Genomic DNA, 19,508 nt, shown 5'->3' on the forward strand with positions numbered 1-19,508 from the left:
ACCCCTGCCCGTGCTCTAGGGTCACACCGGTGGTTGCTCGACCGGCAGCCGGTTTCATTCCCTGGAGTTGACGCTGTGCAGATTGTGATCGCGATTTTCGTGGGACTCGCTCTCACCCAGTTGGCCAATCTGGCCACCACCGTGTATCTGCACCGGGATCTGGCCCACCGGGCGGTGCGGTTGCATCCGGCTCTCCGTAGCTTCTTCAAGGTGTTCCTCTGGATGTCCACCGGCATTTGTGCCCGCCAGTGGGCCGCGGTCCATCGCAAGCACCACGCTTTCACCGACACCCCTGACGATCCCCACTCCCCCGCCCGGCTGGGGTGGTTGCGGGTGCAGTTGACCAATGCCGCTCTGTACCGCCGCTCGGCCCGTGATCCCCGCACCACCGATCGCTATGCCCGGGACATACCGGTAACCGTGGCCGACCGGTGGCTGCTCAACCGGGGGATAATCGGGTTGGCCCTGGGTGTCGCCGTTCTGGTGTGGAGCCTGGGGTGGCTGCCCGGCGTGGTGGCCGCCGTGATCCACACCGTGGGGTACATCGGTTTGGGAGGCTCGGTGAACGGGGTGGCCCACACCTTCGGACGCCGCCCGTTCGACAACAGCGCCACCAACGTGGTTTGGCTGGCCTGGCTGACCTGTGGTGAGGGCTACCACAACAACCATCATGCAGCCCCGACCTCGGCTCGTTTCGCCCGCCGCTGGTACCAGTTCGATCTGGGCTGGTGGTTCATCAGCCTGGCCTCCCGGCTGGGCCTGGCCCGGATCCGCCACACCAACGTTGACGCTCTGGCCTCCCGCCCCTCTCCCCCGGTCAAGGTTTAGACCGCCCGCCGATAGATTCCCATCCAAGAAAGGTATAAAAAAATGTCAGAGGATACTTCAAAAGCCCCCATACAAGCCCCACAGGTCAAGCCTACAAATGGAATGGCTACCGCTGGTTTCGTGCTGGCTTTCTTCACGCTGATTCCGTTTTTGGGGTGTGGGAATGATGATCAACAGGCAACATCCCCGACTACACAGTCAAGCTCAACATCCGAGGCGACACCCGAGACTGCAGTCGAGCAATCACGCAAGGTAAAAGTTGGTAACTTGGAACTCGAAGTGGTGGGTATAGAATCCTATGATGCCTCTGTTCATAACATGTTCAACGATGCTAATACTCGTGTTGAGTTGAAGGTCCGCAAAATACGCGGTGATGAGTATGACTTCACCTTGTCAACGGCAACTTTGATTGACACCGACGGAGTGGGCTATGATACTTATTTTGCGTGCACGGATTGTCCAGGCTCATTGGGGGACACAAAGCTCTACTCATCCACAGAAGTAACACGCTATGTATATTTTGAAATACCCCCCGGTACCACTGTAACTCACCTGCGTTACAAACCATTTTCTATTACAACCGATCCCGTAACCATCCCCATCCCCAAGTAAAAGTTTCAGATCAATCCTTCCACCGGTTGATCGCTGACACTGGCCATCATGCTCATGGGTAATCCGATTTCAGGGGCCTAGGGCGGTGATGGGCAGCACGGATACGCCATCGAGGCGCTCGTAGCCGTAGCCCTCGGTGGTCATCACCAGCTTCTTGGCCGGCTCGCCACTTCTCGACATGTCGATCTGCTCGCAGGCCCGAGTCAATGACCTCGCTGCCTCCTCAAGCCGCGCCCCCGATCCGAGCTTGATCTCCACGGCCAGCCAACGGCCGTCGCCGTGCTGGACCACGGCATCAAGCTCGTGCCCGTTGCTATCGCGATAGTGGTAGACAGCCGCATCATTGGCCTCGGCATAAACGCGCAGGTCACGCACCACCAGCGACTCGAACGCCTGACCCAGATAGCTGGGATCACGCCACAGGCGCTCGGGGCCGGCCCGCAAAGTGGCCACCGCCAGTGACGGATCCACCAGATGGCGCTTGGGGGCGCGCCGTAGGCGGGCCCTCGACTTCAGATGCACTGACCAAGCGGGCAGGTCTTCCACCACAAAGACCCGCCGCAACGCCTCCAGATACTCGGCAACGGTCGCCGGCGACGCCACGGCATCGCCGGCGATGTCATCCGCGAGAGTTGTAGCCGCCGCCGTAGTCGCGATGTTGCGGCTCAGCGAAGCAAGCAGCCTCAGAATGCCGTGCGGGTGGTGCATTGTGCGACCCAGCCGGGCGATGTCGCTGCGAGCCACCTCCTGAAGGTAGGCACGGCACAGCGCCTGTGCCCGTGAGGTCTCCATAAACAGGTGTCGGGGCCATCCGCCACGGCAGAGCGCCTCTACAACCTCGGCAATGGTGACATCGGGGGCTCGAGCGGCGCAGTCACCGCCGTCAAGGAGCGAGGCCAGCGACACCTCGGCGGTGGACTCCCCCGATTCCGCAAGTGACATCGGCCGCACCCGCACCCGCATGACCCGGCCCGCACCGGAGTGGCGGGTGCTGTCATCGGGGGGATGCGCCGACCCGGTGAATATGAAGCAGCCGGTGCCCGGTGCGGCGTCAACCACATGGCGGGCGATGTTCCACAGACCCGGAGCGAGCTGCCACTCGTCCACCAGCCGGGGCCTGGCACCCTCCAGCACCTTTTCCGGCCACAACGTCGCCGCCTCCACCGCAGCCAAATCACGATCAAGACGCACTTCGCTGTGGGCCTGGCGCAGCGAAGTCCACGACTTGCCGGTGCCTCTGGCCCCCTCCACCACCACGATGGGCGCAGCGGCCAGAGCCTCGCCAAGCACGGCATCCGCCACACGGGGCAAGTACCCTTCCGGTGCCAGCGGGCCCGGTGGCGTGGCTGAGGGCAGCATCTACAAAGCCTAGCCCCAAGGCCAGTTACCTAACATATTGCAGGATAAATAACCGACAGATTGCAGCATTTACACCGTACAGAATATGGAGTCCCGCATCCGAGGAACCGTCGTAAAGCGCGCCAACGGCAAGCTCTATAGGTTTGAGCCCTTCGCGATGGGGGGCGGGGGGCGGTTTAGGGGTGGGAAAGCTCTACAGGTGGGGCCTGCCGAGTCCGCCGTCGCGCTGTAGCGGATTGCTGCTGTGGTCCATGCTCTATGCGAACGTGACGGTGTCGCCGTTCCCGGCTGGGTGTGGAACCACAAATCGGAGGTGCCTATCGCGTGGGGCCGCAGTTTTCCGACCAGCGGCGGCTTTTGGGATCGAATGGTAAAAAACGCTCCACCTGCTTGCGCGTGGCACAACGTTTGGTTCGACTACCAGTTCATATCCTCAGCTCGACGGCCAGTAACCAAAGACAACTACAAGGAGTTCATAGTTCCAACACCGAAGGCAACAGAGGGGTAAGCCGTGTATGAGCAAATCTGCCTGGAAATGACAGAGGCCCCTCGTAGAGAGGGGCCCCGAGTCCTGAGCGACGAAGCACTCAGGGGGTTATGTGTGATTATACCGGCTAGGTGCGACGCTTTGAAAGCCGTCTCAGCGGGTGCGGGCTATTCCTTCCACTGACCGTATGCGACTCCTCGCACGCGGGGCTCGCGGGCGAGCAGCTCTCCCAGTTCTGTGATCTCATCCATGCTCCAGCCCAAAGCGGTGCACACTGCGGCATCCCAGCGGCGGCGAACCTCGGTGTAGCCATCGCGGAACTGGGGGACGATCTCCTGGCGGGTTGCTTGCCAGCAGTCGGCCAGAACCTCAACCAACGAGGGGTTGCTGATGTCGGGCATGGGTAGAGCGTTGACCGCTGCGGTGTTGTAGTTGGGAAAGTGGAGGAAGCGTCCACCCAGCCGCATCAACAGCAACCGCCCCGCAGTGGAGTTGATGAACACGGCCAGCGCTTGGGCCTGCTGGGGGGTTGATCCGGTAACCGGACGCCAACCCCGGCCGACGTATGCCTCCGTCGTGGCCAGCGCCGTCAAGCGGGTGGCCGACATGTACTGGCCGGTTGTTAGGAACAGGTACCCCGCCTTGGACAGGATGGGGGCGGTGCCCTTCCCTTGCCATACCCAGTGCTCGTCGGGTGCCCCCTCTACTGCCTGCTGGACATCCACGCCCTTGCTATCCAGTATCGGGAACGCTCCTGGCGTGCCGACAGTTGAGCAGGCGTAGCCGTTGGAAGGCTCCACCGGTGATCGCGACAGGTCGGCCATGATGGTCGATCAGAAACATTGGCGAATCACCGGTGGAGGTGTTCCAGTATGGCACAGAGGTTGTGTGCGGGCGAGCGTGCCCGCATCGAGACTATGGTTGGGATGGGGGTGGGGACAGCTGAGATGGCCCGCCGGTTGGGCAGGAGCCGCTCCGCGGTGTGGCGGGAGTTGCGGCGCAACGGGGGTGGTTCGGTGTATCGGGCCGATGCGGCCCAAGCCGTTGCCGATGTGCGGGCTTTGAGGCCTCGCCCATCCAAGTTGGCCACAGATCCGGTGTTGGCCGACGCGGTGGCCGAGTTGTTGGCGCTTCGTTGGTCCCCTCATGCGATCTCAGAATCTCTCCGCAAACAAGGGCTGCGGGTGTGCGCAGAAACCATCTACCGGGCGTGTTACGACCCCAGCGGACGCAGCGGCCTAGCAGCCGATAGCTGGAAACTGCTGGTGCGCCGTCGCCGGCGGCGCAAACCCCGAAGCCGTTGTGAGCAGGCGAAACGCTCCGTGCTGGGTGATTTCCGGCCCATAGCGCAGCGCCCCGCAATAGTCGACACCCGAGCCGAGGCGGGCCACTGGGAAGGTGATCTGATAATCGGTGCGAACAACCAATCAGCCGTAGCCACCCTGGTGGAGCGCACCAGCCGCCACACCCTGGTAGTGCCTTTATGTGATGGTTACGACGCCCGAAACACCGCCAAAGCCGTCACCGCCGCACTCAAACGCCAACCCGCCGAAATGGTCAAAACCCTGACCTGGGACCAAGGAACAGAAATGGCCAAATGGGCCGACATCGAAAAAACCCTCAACATACAGGTCTATTTCTGCGAACCCCGATCCCCCTGGCAACGACCCACCAACGAACAAAACAACGCCACACTCAGACGCTGGCTACCCAAAAGCACCAACCTCAACATCGGCCCGGTACGCCTCGCCATCATCGAAGACCTCATCAACACCATGCCCCGCAGAATCCACCAATGGCAACCCGCCCAAACCATCTACACTAAACTCTGTCGCGATCACCAATAGAGCCTACCGTTGCTCAACTGTCGGCCTGTCGAGTGCCCCGACAGGCCAACAGTTTTGAGAGGCCTCAAAGCATTGTCACCGGCCAACCTAGTTGCTGTGTCCGCGAGCACTGGGGACCGCCACATGGCCGCAGTCCAGTCGCCTGCCGCGATCCGCTCGGCAGGCCATGACGACACCTCGCCCCAGCCATCGGGCAGTGTTCCAGCATCGCAGCCCTCGAGGCCGTTGAAAAGCTGATCGGCCTCGTTGTGGTCGACAGGCAGCCGGTCGAGCGAGACAACTCGGGTTTCGGGGGGGGGGGGGGGGTGACGTAGCAGGGTGACGTTGGAGCACGACGATGCTCTCGCTGATCTCACTGTGCTGGCTCAATCCCACATCGCGTGCCTGGTGGCAGGTCAGGATGGTGTGGATGTGGAACCGGTTGGCGAGTTCCAGGCGTTCGAGCAATCCCGATGTATTGGTGAGGGCGGTCGTTGGTATAACCGTCGCAAACACGCCCTCCTCTCGGTTGAGGCAGAGGTCTGCTAGGGCCGCGAACCGCGGCCCTAAAGAGTTCTTGTCCAAGAACTCTTTAAGGCGATGGTCAAAGCTTTCCAGGAACCCCTCCAGGGTGTCCATCCGGCGGCGGAGGGCCTGCTGGGTGTTCTGGTCGAACTTCTCGCCCATTTTCGTGCGGTTCGTGAACGGCGGGTTCATTATGACGATGCGGGCATTTTTGGCATCAGCGACGGCATCGTCCATCTCGGGGCCTTCCAGCGTGCTGGGGAGTTCGGCACCGGTCCGGACTCTGGTGAAATCAGCGGCATCGTAGAACAGGCGACCCGCGACGATACCCTCACATCCCAACAGCTCCGGCGATCCGGCAGCCACGGTGCCGTCCGGCTGGGGCCCGTAGGGCATCAGGTGGAGCCCCATCCTGCGATACTTCACGTCGGTGTTGCCCGCCATGAGCTGCGTGGCCGCCAACTGGAGCGACACGGGGTTGATGTCGAGCCCCTTCAACATCTCCTCCACGGCGACCTTCTGCAAATCCGCCAGCCGGTCCTGGTCTGCGCCGTGGTGCTCGGCTCGGCGCTTCATCTCGAGCATCACCGCCGCCAGCAGCGTTCCCGATCCGCAGGCCAGGTCCACGGTCTTGTGGTGTCGCCAAACATCGGGGCTCGACCAGTCCAGCTCGTTTTCGGGGTCCAGTGCCTCCAGAGCCAGTCTCGCGGCGATGTCTGCTGCCACAGGGCGAGTGAAGAATGCCCCGTCGGAGGACTGGTCGCCCATGACCTTGTTGAACAGGGCACCGGCGTGGTCGGTGCCCATATCGGCGTATGTCTCAGCGATCTGCTCGGCTTCTGCCGCCAGATGCCGCAGCGCCCGGCGCAAACCGCCCAACCTTTCTGTGCGCCGCGCCGCTTTCAGCGCTTCCACTGCCGGTTCGATGACGGGCAGGAAGTCCTGGCGGGTGATCGCGTTCCACGAGTCGCGCAGCGCTTCTTCGGGTTCGGGAGAGCTCTTGATGTCGGTAAGCGGGTCTATACCCCTGCGTCCGAGCCAGCCGCCGGCGTGGATGCGCTGGTGCAGCATCGCCGCGTTCATCCACAGCAGCGCGGCGACGGTTGCTCCGTCGGCTCGGGGCTTGCCCGCCTTCGGGGCGGCCAGGCGGTCGAGTCCGAAGTGGGCATCAAGTTCGACGGCGAGGCCCCTCTCGTCATGCAGGTGACGCGCTGCTTCGCCCACGGCATCGGCCAGCAGGTTCAGATCGCGTTGCACCTTGTGACCGGTGAGGCCGGACTTCTCCAGCAGGTTCATTGTTATGGTCCCGCCCAACCGGTCCGACAAGTCGAGTAGCACACCCTGGACATGGCCCTCGAACGCGGCCTGCCTCTGCGCCTCGCGCTCTGAACGCCGCCGGGCGCGCTCGGCGGGGTCGGGCAGGTTTCGGCCCCGCTCACCGTTGGCAACCCGACGGGCTCGCCGCCTGGTCTGCATTGGGTTGACCGACCCCAGTTGCTGGTTCGCTTTCGGCTTGTGGCGAACCACCGAGTCCTCGCGGGTCTCGGTGCTGCCGTCGGGCCGCTTGGTGTGGACAATCAGCGAGGTCGGTTCGTCCTCGGGTTCTTGCCACTGGGCTTGGTCGAACGGCTCGGCGTTGTCATAGTCCAGCAGGGGGCGGTCTTGTTTAACCGCAATGCGGGCAACGTGTTCGGCGGTTTCGCGGCTGCCGCTCACCACGGCGTATTCCAGCCTTGTCCTATCGGGTCTGCCGATGGCGACAGCGGTCTTCAATTTCAGTTCCAACTGGGGCTCGGGCGGCAGTTGGATGGTCAGCATCTCGGGCAGAGCGTCCTCTATGCGCTGGTCGTGGGCCCGCAACGCCTGGAGTATGTCCCCCAGTTCGCGCCAGCCCTCGTGCTTGTCGCTCACCGCAAGATGCCGTTCAGCGTCCACACCGGCAGGGATGACCACCGGCACGATTATGTAGCCGAGTTCCTTGCCCTGGGCGCGGCGCATTGCCCGCCCCACTGCTTGCACCACATCGATGGGTGATTTGCGGGGTTCCAGGAACGCAACCGCCGAAAGTGACGGCGAGTCGGTGCCCTCGCCGAATATTCCGACGTTCAGCACGCCGTGCGGCTTGTCATCGTCGGCGGTGGCGAGCCTGCGCTTGGCTTCGTCACGCCGGGCCACCGGTGAGGAAGCGTCGAGATGCTCCAGCCGGTAGTCGGGGGCGGGGTCGCCGGCCTGCTTGGCCACCCATTCCCGTACCGCTTCGGATTGCAGCACCGAGGTCATTGCCTTGCTGCGAGCGATGGTGTTCAGGAAGCCGATGCAGGACCGCAGCGGCACCCGTCGGCCGGAAGCGGTGCGGGCCGCGCCCCCCATCGCCAGCGCGAACGCCATTCCCTTGAGATAGTCGCCGGTGCTGGGCAGCCGGTCGGCGCGCCTGCGGGGAGCCTTGACCTTCTGCCCGCTCTCGGCGGCGACCCGCGCCGCAGTCTCGGCATCGCGTGCGGCCTGCTCGTCGGCTTCGCGTACCAGCTCGTTGGCGATGCCGGTGGCCTCCTGCCCACCCACCGCCATGGCGATGATCCGGTAGTCCGACAGCCAGCCGTTGCGAACGGCCTCGGCGTATGACCGGCGGTACAGTTCAACCCCGAAGATGGCCTGGTCGTCCATCTGGCGAACCACGAAATCGGCTCGGTCGGCGGCACTGGCCACCTGTGCTGAGGCGCTGTCCCCGTAGATTCGTGGAGTGGCGGTCTGGTAGATGCGATAGGTGGCCGGAAAGGCGTCGCGATCGTGGCATAGCGTGAACTCGCGCAGCCTCTCCTCGGCGGCGGTGTTGCGCCGGCGGCGGCGCACTCCGGCGGTGCGGTGGGCCTCGTCACAGACAAGCACCTTGAACGCGTCCGCGGCTTCGGCCTGCTTGATGGCTTCCGAGATTCGCTGCGCCGACTGGTAGGTGCCGAAGATCACGCTCGTTGCGTTCCCGAACCCGCCCTCGCGCCGCTGGCGTATCCAACCGGCTATCTCCCCGGCATCGGTGGTGACCGGGCAGCCCTTTATCTCCTCGGTTGTCACCATTCCCCGGTCGAGGGTGGCATCGTCGTCGTTGGCGACCTTCTCCTCATCGGCGGCTACCCCCTTGTCGGAGCAAACCGCCATCACCCTCAGCGGCCGTCCGGCGTGTTGAAGGAACTCTCGCCGTATCTGCGCCACCAGCGCAATCGACGGGCACAGCACCACCGAAAACTCGCCGGCATATGTCAGCTCCTCGGTGATCCGCAGCGCGATGCGGGTTTTCCCGGTGCCGCAGGGCAGCACTATGCGACCACGCGCCTCCCCTCGAGGGATGCCCTTCTCATCGGCCAATTCGTTGGCGCGCAAGCGGGCCACAGCCTTCTCCACCGCCTCGCGCTGCATGCACGAGCGCGCCTGCGTTGGAGGCTCCTCGCCGGCCAGCAGGGTACCGCCGTTGCCGGCCTCGCAGTGTGGGCATGGTTCGCCTTCGATGCCGGCAGCCAGCGCCGCGCGCTGCGATTCAACCGCCTGGGCAACGTTGATCACCTTCACCGAAGCGCCCGACATCGTGGCTTTGCCCGGGGAATAACCTCCCAGCGGGACAGCGCCGTTCACCGCCAGCCAGCGCTCGGCCCAAACCTCGGCGTTCGCGGCGGCGGCCAGAAACTTGTCCATCTCCCCCGAAGCAACCTGCGCGCCCACACCATGCGCATCCAGCTTGCGGGCCTTGACTTGAATGGCAATCCACCTTCTGTCGTCACGGCGGCGAGCCACCAGGTCGATCCCGACATCGGTGGCGGGAGTGCCCTCGTTCATCACCTCGTCGCGTTCCGGCCAGTCCTCCCAGCGCCAGCAGCCGTCCACGTTCCAATCCCGGATGTGTGGGGCCACGTCAGCGGTCAGGTCTTCCAACCAGCGGCCATCGGTTTGCTGGGGCGCGTGATCTTCGAGCTGGGCCAGCGCATCATCCAGGACAGAACCCGCTTCGTGGGCAACGCCGATGGTGGTGTCTTCGGACATGAGCCTCCTGGAGATCCCCGGTTCTGCGACCGGAGTTTACGACAGGAGCAAGCACGGTGGGTGTTTACGGTGAAAGACCAGCAGGCTCGTTTGTCACAAGTGGTTTTCGGGTCAGCATCCCAGGGCGTAAGCCACGCAGCGACACACTGACTCTAGCGTTTGCTCACTCACCACGCCGGCGCGATCAGACAGCGAGGAGCGCCTTACAGTGTGAAGACCGTCACAGTTGATGACCGACCCAGCGGCAAGACCAGGTACCTGATCCGCAAGCGGTACCTCCACGGCAAGTCCTCGCACGGTGGTAGTAATCTCGGCAACGGTCAACAGATCGCGAACATCAATTACTTCTGACCGTGTGAGCACCAGTGTCGGGCGTCGCTTGCGCCCTACCTGGGCCCACCATACTTCGCCGCGATTCATTCACTTCCCCATGCTTCGGCATCGTCCCAGAAGCTGTCCGGCGACTCCGGAATACGCTGGTAAGCGGCCCGGTCGGCTTCGCCCATGGCGCGCTTCACGGCCGCGGTAACCCCCTCGCGGGCTGCTGCTGAGATATTGATGTTGAGTTGGCGGGCTCGCTCAGCCAGCTTCGCGTCCAGGGAGAACGTGGTTCGCCTGTAAGCCATCACATTACACTATCAGGTTTGATAGCACTGCCAGGCACAGGGTGAGGCGGCGACGGAAGTTGTTCGCAGGGGCGTGGCCGACCTGTTGGAGGGGGTAAGCGTTCTGCCCCCCGCCCTCAAGTTGGCTGCCTCCGCCGCCTGGACAGACGGCAAGGCCGGTGGCAGCAAGTAGCGTGTTTCGGGTGAACAGGTACGGGGCTGCTTTGTCCGAACATCCCGACTCGGCCGGCGCAGCCGGCGAGGTGATCGGTGAGATCCTGGAGGCGGTGGGCCCCTCACCCGATCTGGTGGTGCTGTTCACATCGGCCTCCCACCGTGAGGCGATCCCGGAAATAGCCGGCACCATTCACCGGGTGTTGGCCCCGGAGGCCCTGATCGGGGCCACCGCGGTATCGGTTATCAGCGGCCCCCTGGAGGTGGAGGAGAGTCCGGCCCTTTCCCTCTGGGCGGTGGCCCGCTGCCCGGCCCGGCCGGTTCGACTCGAAGCGACCAAGGGGTCCGACGGGTGGGTGCTGGAAGGGTTGCCGGTTGATGCCGAGGGAACCCTGCTGGTGCTTCCCGATCCGTTCACCTTTCCCAGCGAGGCGCTGCTGGAGGCGGGACCGGCAATGACGGTTGTGGGTGGGCTGGCCTCGGCAGGGGGCCCGGGGAGCAATCGTCTGGTTCTGGGGCACGAGGTGTTCAGCGACGGCGCGGTGGGTGTTCTCCTCGATCCCCGGGTCGGGGTTCGTTCCGTGGTCTCCCAGGGGTGCCGTCCCATCGGCCGGCCCTACACGGTGACCGGGGCAGAGGGCCGGGTGATCTCCGAGATGGGGGGCCGTTCCGCGGTGGACCGGTTGCGTGAGACCCTGCTCGAGCTGGACGAGGCCGAACGAGCCCTGGTGGCGAGGGGGCTGCACATCGGTGTGGTCATGGATGAGCACAAGTTGGAGTTCGATCGGGGTGACTTCTTGATCCGCACCCTGGTGGGTGCTGACCAAGAGTCCGGCGTGCTGGCAGTTGGCGACTCCGTGGAAGTAGGTACCACGGTCCAGTTCCAGGTGCGGGATGCGGCCACTGCCGACGAGGATCTGCGCGAGCTGATGTCCGGTATATCTGCCGGATCGGCTCTGGTCTTCACCTGCAACGGCCGGGGAACCCACCTGTTCGAGGGGCCCAACCACGACGCATCGGTGATCCACGAGGCCCTGAACCGGGCCCCGGTGGCAGGCATGTTCTGCGCGGGGGAACTCGGACCGGTCGGTGGCCACAACTTCCTTCACGGGTTCACTGCTTCAGTGGTGCTGTTCCCGTGACAGTCTGAAAAGATCTGTCCTTCTATGGCAGCGTTTCCCGCCGCTCTCGAAGCCCGAGCCGTCAGCGTTATCCGGGGCCTGGCCATGGATGCCCCCCACCAGGCCCGCTCGGGGCACCAGGGCACCGCCATGGCCCTGGCCCCCCTGGCCCATGTGCTCTGGACCCGAATCCTGCGCTACGACGCCGACGATCCCGCCTGGCCCGACCGGGACCGGTTTGTTCTCAGCGCCGGCCACGCCTCCATCCTGCTGTATTCCATGCTCTACCTAACCGGCCAGGGATTGACCCTGGACGACCTGCGGAACTTCCGCCAGTGGGACAGCCGCACCCCCGGACATCCCGAGGTCGGACCCACTGCGGGGGTGGAGGTGACCACCGGCCCCCTCGGCCAGGGGATCGCCAACGCGGTGGGTATGGCGGTAGCCGAGCGCTGGTTGCGCCACCGCTTCGGTGCCGGTGTCTGCGACCATCGGGTGTTCGCCCTGTGCGGCGACGGTGACCTGTCCGAGGGCATCAGCCACGAGGCCGGCTCCCTGGCCGGTCACCAGCGCCTGGATCGGCTGATCTGTGTCTACGACGACAACCGGATCACCATCGACGGCCCCACCGATCTGTCCCTGTCCGACGACGCCGCTCAGCGGTTCGGTGCCTACGGCTGGCATGTCATTGATCTGGGCGAGGCGGCCGACGACCTCGATGCCCTGGAGGCGGGCATCCGGACGGCCATGGCGGTTGACGACGCTCCGTCTATGCTCATTGTTCGCAGCCACGTGGCTCACCCCTCCCCCGGCCAGACCGGCAACCACGAGGCTCATGGCTACTCGCTGTTCGACGAGGAGATCGCCGTCACCAAGGCGGTCATGGGACTACCCACCGACCAGTCCTTTTACGCTCCTGCCGATGTGACCGGGGCCTACCGGGCCGCCGGCCGTCGCGGAGCCGCCGAGCGCGCCGCCTGGGGGCAGCGGGTGGAGGCCCTCGGTCCCCGCCGCTCGGAGTACGAAGCCTGCCGGGCCGGTCGGGGCCTGCCGGACTGGGAGGGCAAGCTGCCGTCGTGGCCGGCCGGCGGGTCGGTGGCCACCAGAAAAGCCAGCTCGGCCTGCCTCAATGCCATGGTCGAGGTGGTTCCCGGCCTGGTTGCCGGTGGGGCCGATCTCACCGGCAACACCGGCACCGATCTATCCGATGCCGATCCGCTCGACCCGACCCATCCCGCCGGTCGTCAGCTTTACTTCGGTGTGCGGGAACATGCCATGGGCGCGCTCATGAACGGGGCCGCCCTGCACGGTGGGTTGATGCCGGTGGGCGGCACATTTCTGGTGTTCAGCGACTACATGCGCCCGGCGGTGCGCCTGGCCGCGCTGTCCCGGGCCCACTGCGTCTTCGTGTGGAGCCACGACTCGGTGGGGGTCGGGGAGGACGGTCCCACCCACCAGCCGGTGGAGCACATCATGTCGCTGCGGGCCATCCCCGGTCTGAGGGTGTTCCGGCCCGCCGACGGCAACGAGGTGGCCCAGGCGTGGCAGTTGGCCGTCAATGGGGACGGCCCCAGCGCCATGATCCTGACCCGCCAGAACGTACCCGTGCTGGAGGGGACCGCAGCGGCCGCCGGGGTGGCCCGGGGGGCCTACACCCTGGTGGACAACCCCGACCCGGAGGTGATCCTGGTGGGCACCGGTAGCGAGGTATCGGTTTGTGTCTCCGCAGCTGCCGCCCTGGAGGGTCGGGGGGTGGCGGCGCGGGTGGTCTCCATGCCCTGCTGGGAGTTGTTCGCCGAGCAGGATGCTGCCTACCAAACCGGCGTGCTGCCCGCAGGGGTGCCCAAGCTGTCGGTGGAAGCGGGAGTCACCCTGGGTTGGGAGCGGTGGGTTGACCTCCCGGTGGGTATAGACCGGTTCGGGGCCTCGGCACCGGGTCCGGTGGTTCTGGACAAGCTGGGAATGAACCCCGACAACGTGGCCTCCCGGGCTGTTGATCTGATCAAGAGCTGAGGTCGGGTATGACTGTTTTGCACGACCTGTATTTCAACCACGGTCAGGGTTGCCCGTGACTGTTTTGCACGACCTGTATCGCGAGCACGGTCAGAGTCCCTGGCTGGACAACCTGCGCCGGGAGTGGCTCGAGAACGGAGAGCTGGCCCGCTGGGTGGAGCGCGGGGTGCGGGGCATCACCTCCAATCCCAGCATCTTCCAGAAGACGATGACCTCGGGTTGTGAGTACGACCATCAGTTGGTCGAACTGCTGGCCGGCGGGCTGAGCGTGAACGATGCCTACTGGGAACTCGTGCTGACCGATATCGGGGGTGCGCTCGACGTGCTCGCCCCGGTACACGAGGCCAGCGACGGGGTTGATGGTTTCGTCTCGGTGGAGGTGGATCCCACGCTGGCTCGCGACACCGAGGGAACCCTGGCCGCGGCCCGAGCCATCCACCAGAGAGTAAACCGCCCCAACCTGTACGTGAAGATCCCCGGCACCGCCGAGGGGCTTCCGGCCATCCAAGCCATGACTGCCGAGGGTCGCAGCATCAATGTGACCCTCCTTTTCTCCCTGAGCCGCTACGCCGAGGTCATCGAGGCCTACCTCTGCGGCCTGGAGGCCTGCGAGGGCGACCTGTCGAGGGTCTCGGGGGTGGCATCCTTCTTCATCAGCCGCACCGACACCGAGGTGGACCGCCGGCTCGAGGCCATCGGCACCCCCGAAGCCCTGGCCCTGCGGGGGCAGGCCGCGGTGGCTCAGGGCCAGGTGGCCTATCAGATCTTCAGGCAGAAGTTCTCCGGACCCCGCTGGGCGGCCCTTTCCGCCCGGGGAGCCAGGGTGCAGAGGCCGCTTTGGGCTTCCACCTCCACCAAGAACCCGGCCTATCCCGACACCCTCTATGTCGACCGGCTGATCGGCCCCGACACGGTGAACACGCTTCCCGACGCCACCCTGGAGGCGTTCTTGGACCACGGTACGCCGGCCCGCACCGTGGATGCCGATCCCGACATCGCTCGGGCGGTCCTGGATAGAGTCAGCGGTGTCGGCGTGGATCTGGAAGCCGTGGCCGGCCGGCTGGAGAACGAGGGGGTATCGGCTTTCGTGAGGTCGTTCGAAGATTTGCTGGCGAGTCTGGTTGCCACCGCCGACCGGTTGATGGGCGGTGACCGGTGAGAATCACTGTCGCAGCCGGACGGGCTGCCCGGCGCGCAAGCAACCTCGAAACGGTTGGGGGTGACCGGTGACGGTAGCGGTCGCATCCGGACGGGGCTTGCTGGAGCTGAGCCTTTCCGATCTGATGGCCCGGGCCCGGGCGGTGCGTGATGAGATGCACGGCAACCGGGTCACCTACTCCCCCAAATCGTTCATCCCCCTCACCATGCTGTGCCGGGACAAGTGCGGCTACTGCACCTTTGCCCAACCGCCGGCCCGCCTGGAGTCGCCCTACCTGAGCGAGCACGAGGTGCTGGCCATAGCCGAGTCGGGAGATGCGGCCGGTTGCCACGAGGCCCTGTTCACCCTGGGGGAGCGTCCCGAACTGCGCTACCCCGATGCCGCGGAATGGTTGGAAACTCGAGGATTCGCCTCCACGGTGCACTACCTGGCCCATGCCGCCCGACTGGTGGTGGACAAAACCGGGTTGCTGCCCCACATCAACGCCGGGGCGCTCAGCCTCGAGGAGATGGCCCTGCTGCGCACAGTCGCGCCGTCACAGGGCATGATGCTGGAGACCCTGGCCCAACTGGACTGCCACCGGGGATCGCCCGACAAGACCCCCGAGCGGCGGCTGGCCACCCTAGAGGCCGCCGGCGAGCTGGCCATCCCGTTCACCACCGGCATCCTGGTGGGCATCGGCGAGACCCGGGCCGACCGGGTAGACGCGCTGGAGGCCATTGCCGAGTCCCACCGGCGCTGGGGCCATGTCCAGGAGGTGATCGTCCAGAACTTTCTGCCCAAGCCGGGCACGGCCATGCACGCCGCCTTGCCCTGCGACCACGACGAGCACCTGGAGGCCATCGCCCTGGCCCGGATCATCCTTCCCGGCGAGATCCACATTCAGGCCCCGCCCAACCTCTCCGACGATTTCGGGGTGTTGCTGGACGCGGGCATCGACGACTGGGGCGGGGTGTCCCCGGTCACCATCGACCACGTGAACCCCGAGCGCCCCTGGCCGGTCATCGACCGCCTGCGGGAGGTCACCGAGGCCAGGGGATTCGTCCTGGCCCCCCGGCTCACCGTTTACCCCGAGTTCGCCCTCGATCCCGAGCGGTGGTTGGACGTTGACATGAGGTTCCCGGTGCTCGACCACAGCGATGCCGAGGGCCTGGGGCGACCCGACGACGGCGGTTGGTACTCCGGTGCCGATGTCCCGCCCCCGATGCCGGCATTCTCGCGACCCGGGGTGGTCGCGGTCCCCGCCCCCGGCGGGTTCGCTGCGGCGGGGAGCGCAGTGGGCGAGGTTATCGCCGGGGTGCGCGAGGGCCAGGAAGTGGGGATCGACGAGATCGTCGCCCTGTTCGGGGCTCGAGGCCCAGAGGTTCGAGCGGTCGCCGATCTGGCCGACTCCCTTCGCCGGACGGCCGTGGGAGACGAGGTCACCTGGGTCTCCAACCGCAACATCAACTACACCAACGTGTGCACGTTCAAGTGCCGGTTCTGCGGCTTCTCCAAGGGGCCGCTGTCGCTCAACCTGCGTGGCGACCCCTACATGCTGAGCTTGGACGACATCGCCGCCCGCACCATCGAGGCGGCCGGGGCCGGGGCCACCGAGGTCTGCCTCCAGGGTGGCATCCACCCCGACTTCGACGGCGACTATTACATAGATGTCACCCGGGCGGTGAAGGAGGCGGTGCCCGGTATCCACGTACACGGTTTCACCGCCCTGGAGGTGACCGAGGGCGCTCGCCGGTTGGAGGAGCCGCTGATCGACTACCTGCGCCGCCTCATGGAAGCCGGCCTTCGCTCCCTGCCCGGAACCGCCGCCGAGATCCTCGACGACGAGATCCGGGCGGTTATATGCCCAGACAAGATCAATACCGATCAGTGGCTGGAGGCCCACCGCACCGCCCACCGGATCGGCCTGGCGTCCAACGTGACCATGATGTTCGGCACGGTGGAGCAACCGGTTCACTGGGCCCGCCACCTGGTCCGCACCCGCGAGCTTCAAAAGGAGACCGGCGGCTTCACCGAGTTCGTGCCTCTTCCCTTCGTTCACATGGCCGCGCCCATCTACCTCCAGCGGCGATCCCGGCGGGGACCCACCTTCCGGGAGGCGTTGCTGATGCACGCGGTGGGTCGCATCGCCTACCACGGTTGGATTCCCAACATTCAGGCCTCGTGGGTGAAGCTGGGACTGCCCGGAGCGTCACAGATGCTGCAAGCCGGGGCCAACGACCTGGGTGGCACGCTCATCAACGAGAACATCTCCCGAGCCGCCGGGGCATCCCACGGCCAGCAGGTCACCGAGGATGACCTCCGAGCCCTCTGCGATGCCCTGGGACGCCCGCTGCGGCAGAGAACCACGCTGTACGACCTCGTAGGGCTCGTAGGGGGCTAGACCGGATTATTACATCTCCAGTATTGAAATGGCTTTCTCCACCGAGCGGCGGGCCCGGGTCAGCCGTTTTTCCTCCTCGGGTCTGGAAGTCGCCCCCTCCTCCACCGCATCGCGCAGAACCGCCATGGCCATTTCGCCCAACTGCTCGGCCACGGCCTCAAGCTGCTCACGGACGTGCTCAACCGTCATGCTTTGTGGCTCCAGTCATGGTTCGATCATGGTTCGTGGCCTCAGCTATGCCTGATGGCCTTGTCGATTATTTCCAGGGGGTGGCGCACCTGGACCCCGGCGTTGGCCAGGTGGATGGAGCAGCCGGGATTGGCGCTGGCCACCACCGTTGCGCCGGAGCGGCGGATGGCTTCCAGTTTTCGCTCCCGGATCGCGGCGGCCATCCCCGGTTGCATGGCGGCGTAGGCCCCACCCGCTCCGCAGCACAGGCCGTCGTCGTCCAGAGTCACCACCGAGGTGTAGAGAGCCAGCACGGTTGCCACCGGCTCGTGGGCTCGCTGCACATGGCGCAGATGGCAGGGGTCATGAACGGCAATCACCAACCCCTCGTCCCGCTCCCCGGCCGGGGGCAGCCGGTCGGTGCGGGTGGCCAGCCACTCGTGCACATCCATCACCCGGCGGCTGAAGGCAATTGCCTCCGGGGTTCCCAGCAGCTTTCCGTACTCCTTGAGGGCCGCTCCGCAACCGGCCGAGTCGACCAGGATCGGGGCCTGGCCCCCCAGCGCCCCCATCGTGCGAATCGCCAGGGTGCGGGCGTGGTCATCCAGTCCGGCGTGCAGCGACAGCGCTCCGCAACACCCGGCACCCGCGCCGGGCAGGGCAACCCCGGTACCGGTCGCCTCCACCACCCGCTTGACCGCGGCATGAACCGATCTCTGCCAGGCATCCATCACGCATCCGGTGAACAGCCACACGTCATCCCCCGAAGCCTGGAGGCGTTCTTGGTGCAGCGGCAGCCGGGGAAGCCCCAGACGTTTGGACGGCACCATCCGCAGGCGCTGGGCAACGGCCAGCAGCCGCGACAAAAGGGTCAGCAGTCGGGGGCGGCCCAAAACCTTGAACCCCCACCGCCTCGGGTTCCAGCGGTGCTGCCGGCTCAACTCGGCCTGGGTTGTTTCCATCATCGAGCCGAACGGCACCCCGGAAGGGCAAGCCGGCTCGCAGCCCCGACACTGCACGCAGGTTTCCATCGATTCCCGGAACGCCCGGTCGGCCGGGGCCCCATGGTCCTGCACCTGGCGCATGGCGCTGATGCGTCCCCGGGGTGAGGCCCATTCCTCGCCGGTAACCCGGAAGGTGGGGCAGTGGGGCAGGCACAAGCCGCAAGCCACGCACGCGGCCAATTCCTCGGGAGCTATTCCCAAAGTTGGCCGGGAACTCATGGAGCTATTCCCAAAGTTGGCTGGGAACTCATGGAGCTTTTAGTGGGTTGCGGCCCGGGTTGAGGCGGCCCCGGGGGTCGAATTCGGCCTTCAGCCGCTGGTTCAGGGCAGCCACCACCGGATCAGGATCGGGAACCGGGCCCGGCTCGTGCACATATGCCGACCCGGTTCCGACTTGTACCAGGAACTCGCCCCGGTACTCGCCGGCTGCGGTCGAGGCGGCCGGAACCCGGTGGGGCGGCAGCGGCGGGGGCTCATCCACCGGCGCGCACCCCAACGACCGGGCCAGCTCCGCCTCGGTCTCCACATCCGCCTCGTGGCCTTCCAGGTGAACCCACGCCGTGGAGCCGTTCCACAGGATGGACGATGGCCGGAACAGGCGGCGGCGCAGCTCCACCGGGTTGCACTCCCCCGCCATCCACCGGCCGGCGGGCGACCGGGGCCAGGTACGCAGCACCACCTCCGCCACCAGCCCCAGGGTGCCCAGCGACCCAACCAGCAAGCGGCACAGGTCGAACCCGGACACGTTCTTCACCGTCGGTCCGCCCGCGGTCACCAGGCGGCCATCGTCGGACACGTAAACCGCTTCCAGCAGGGCATCGCGGAGCCGGCCCCGGCCCAGGGCATGGATCCCATCACGGCCCACCGCCAGAACCCCACCGACCGTGGCCCCGGTTTCCGGGGGCAGGTTGCCCCCTAGTGGCAGGTTTTCCCCCGGCGACAGGTTGCCCCCTAGTGGCAGGTTCACCCGCTGCCCGGCTTCGGCCAGCGCGACATCGAGTTCCGCCACCGGTGTGCCCGCTCCCACCCTTACGGTCATCTCCGCCGGGTCGAAGGAACGCACACCGATCGGGGCCCGCACCAGCAGGGTGTCGTTGGGACACAACCCCCCGACCCCCCAGTGAGTGCGCCCCCCCACCACCGCCACCGGAGCTTTTGTCCCCACCTCGGCGGCAAAGGCCTCCAGATCCTCCCTCACCCCCATACCCCCTCGGG

The 19,508-nt window shown here is 65.7% G+C and carries 15 protein-coding genes; 7 read left to right on the forward strand and 8 right to left on the reverse strand.

Translation table 11 applies throughout. The features are described from left to right. Window positions 1–75: 75 nt before the first annotated feature. Together ACOGXC_RS04035 and ACOGXC_RS04040 are read left to right on the forward strand one after the other, a co-directional pair. The gene (locus tag ACOGXC_RS04035; RefSeq protein ID WP_419919430.1) at window positions 76–828 is read left to right on the forward strand and encodes a fatty acid desaturase; all 753 of its coding nucleotides are present in this window, start codon (window positions 76–78) and stop codon (window positions 826–828) included. A 42-nt stretch (window positions 829–870) separates the two neighbouring features. Beyond that, on the forward strand, window positions 871–1,440 hold the full coding sequence (locus ACOGXC_RS04040; RefSeq protein ID WP_419919431.1) for a DUF4352 domain-containing protein: 570 nt from the start codon (window positions 871–873) through the stop codon (window positions 1,438–1,440). 69 nt (window positions 1,441–1,509) lie between these two features. Here ACOGXC_RS04040 and ACOGXC_RS04045 read toward each other — a convergent pair whose 3' ends face one another. Continuing rightward, the gene (locus ACOGXC_RS04045; protein ID WP_419919432.1) at window positions 1,510–2,799 is read right to left on the reverse strand and encodes an ATP-binding protein; all 1,290 of its coding nucleotides are present in this window, start codon (window positions 2,797–2,799) and stop codon (window positions 1,510–1,512) included. 654 nt (window positions 2,800–3,453) lie between these two features. After that, window positions 3,454–4,110, reverse strand: coding sequence for a hypothetical protein (locus ACOGXC_RS04050; RefSeq protein WP_419919433.1), 657 nt, complete (start codon window positions 4,108–4,110; stop codon window positions 3,454–3,456). A 48-nt stretch (window positions 4,111–4,158) separates the two neighbouring features. Between ACOGXC_RS04050 and ACOGXC_RS04055 the strand changes: the two genes are divergently transcribed. After that, window positions 4,159–5,133, forward strand: a complete 975-nt coding sequence (locus tag ACOGXC_RS04055) for an IS30 family transposase (protein WP_419918168.1) — start codon at window positions 4,159–4,161, stop codon at window positions 5,131–5,133. Between the two features lie 87 nt (window positions 5,134–5,220). On the opposite strand, the gene ACOGXC_RS04060 is transcribed toward ACOGXC_RS04055, so the two are convergent. From ACOGXC_RS04060 to ACOGXC_RS04070, 3 genes are all read right to left on the reverse strand, one after another. Continuing rightward, window positions 5,221–9,666, reverse strand: a complete 4,446-nt coding sequence (locus ACOGXC_RS04060) for a DEAD/DEAH box helicase family protein (protein WP_419919434.1) — start codon at window positions 9,664–9,666, stop codon at window positions 5,221–5,223. A 111-nt stretch (window positions 9,667–9,777) separates the two neighbouring features. Next, window positions 9,778–10,086 carry a type II toxin-antitoxin system PemK/MazF family toxin gene (locus ACOGXC_RS04065; protein ID WP_419919435.1) on the reverse strand — a complete coding sequence of 103 codons (309 nt, stop codon included), beginning with the start codon at window positions 10,084–10,086 and terminating at the stop codon, window positions 9,778–9,780. Further along, a complete protein-coding gene (locus ACOGXC_RS04070) occupies window positions 10,083–10,292 on the reverse strand; it encodes a type II toxin-antitoxin system CcdA family antitoxin (protein ID WP_419919436.1) in 210 nt (69 codons plus the stop codon). Before ACOGXC_RS04070 ends, ACOGXC_RS04065 begins: the two co-directional genes overlap by 4 nt. 182 nt (window positions 10,293–10,474) lie before the next feature. On the opposite strand from ACOGXC_RS04070, the gene ACOGXC_RS04075 reads away from it, so the two are divergent. The 4 genes from ACOGXC_RS04075 (at window position 10,475) to cofH (ending at window position 17,121) form a co-directional block, all read left to right on the forward strand. Beyond that, window positions 10,475–11,587, forward strand: a complete 1,113-nt coding sequence (locus tag ACOGXC_RS04075) for an FIST signal transduction protein (protein ID WP_419919437.1) — start codon at window positions 10,475–10,477, stop codon at window positions 11,585–11,587. A gap of 24 nt (window positions 11,588–11,611) precedes the next feature. Continuing rightward, window positions 11,612–13,579 carry a transketolase gene (gene tkt, locus ACOGXC_RS04080; protein WP_419919438.1) on the forward strand — a complete coding sequence of 656 codons (1,968 nt, stop codon included), beginning with the start codon at window positions 11,612–11,614 and terminating at the stop codon, window positions 13,577–13,579. A 55-nt stretch (window positions 13,580–13,634) separates the two neighbouring features. Continuing rightward, the gene (gene tal / locus ACOGXC_RS04085) at window positions 13,635–14,738 is read left to right on the forward strand and encodes a transaldolase (RefSeq protein WP_419919439.1); all 1,104 of its coding nucleotides are present in this window, start codon (window positions 13,635–13,637) and stop codon (window positions 14,736–14,738) included. A gap of 124 nt (window positions 14,739–14,862) precedes the next feature. Beyond that, window positions 14,863–17,121, forward strand: a complete 2,259-nt coding sequence (cofH, locus tag ACOGXC_RS04090; RefSeq protein ID WP_419920009.1) for a 5-amino-6-(D-ribitylamino)uracil--L-tyrosine 4-hydroxyphenyl transferase CofH — start codon at window positions 14,863–14,865, stop codon at window positions 17,119–17,121. 9 nt (window positions 17,122–17,130) lie between these two features. Here the strand turns inward: cofH and ACOGXC_RS04095 are convergent, their stop codons facing one another. The 3 genes from ACOGXC_RS04095 to ACOGXC_RS04105 are packed head-to-tail and all read right to left on the reverse strand — an operon-like array spanning window position 17,131 to window position 19,497. Further along, a complete protein-coding gene (locus tag ACOGXC_RS04095) occupies window positions 17,131–17,310 on the reverse strand; it encodes a hypothetical protein (RefSeq protein WP_419919440.1) in 180 nt (59 codons plus the stop codon). 41 nt (window positions 17,311–17,351) lie between these two features. Next, window positions 17,352–18,512: a (Fe-S)-binding protein gene (locus ACOGXC_RS04100; RefSeq protein ID WP_419919441.1), complete on the reverse strand. Its 1,161-nt coding sequence runs from the start codon at window positions 18,510–18,512 to the stop codon at window positions 17,352–17,354. A gap of 28 nt (window positions 18,513–18,540) precedes the next feature. Continuing rightward, window positions 18,541–19,497, reverse strand: a complete 957-nt coding sequence (locus ACOGXC_RS04105) for an FAD-binding protein (protein ID WP_419919442.1) — start codon at window positions 19,495–19,497, stop codon at window positions 18,541–18,543. Between the last annotated feature and the right edge of the window lie 11 nt (window positions 19,498–19,508).

The organism is Candidatus Poriferisocius sp. (genome assembly GCF_965202595.1).
Classification (GTDB): Bacteria; Actinomycetota; Acidimicrobiia; order Acidimicrobiales; family Bin134; genus Poriferisocius.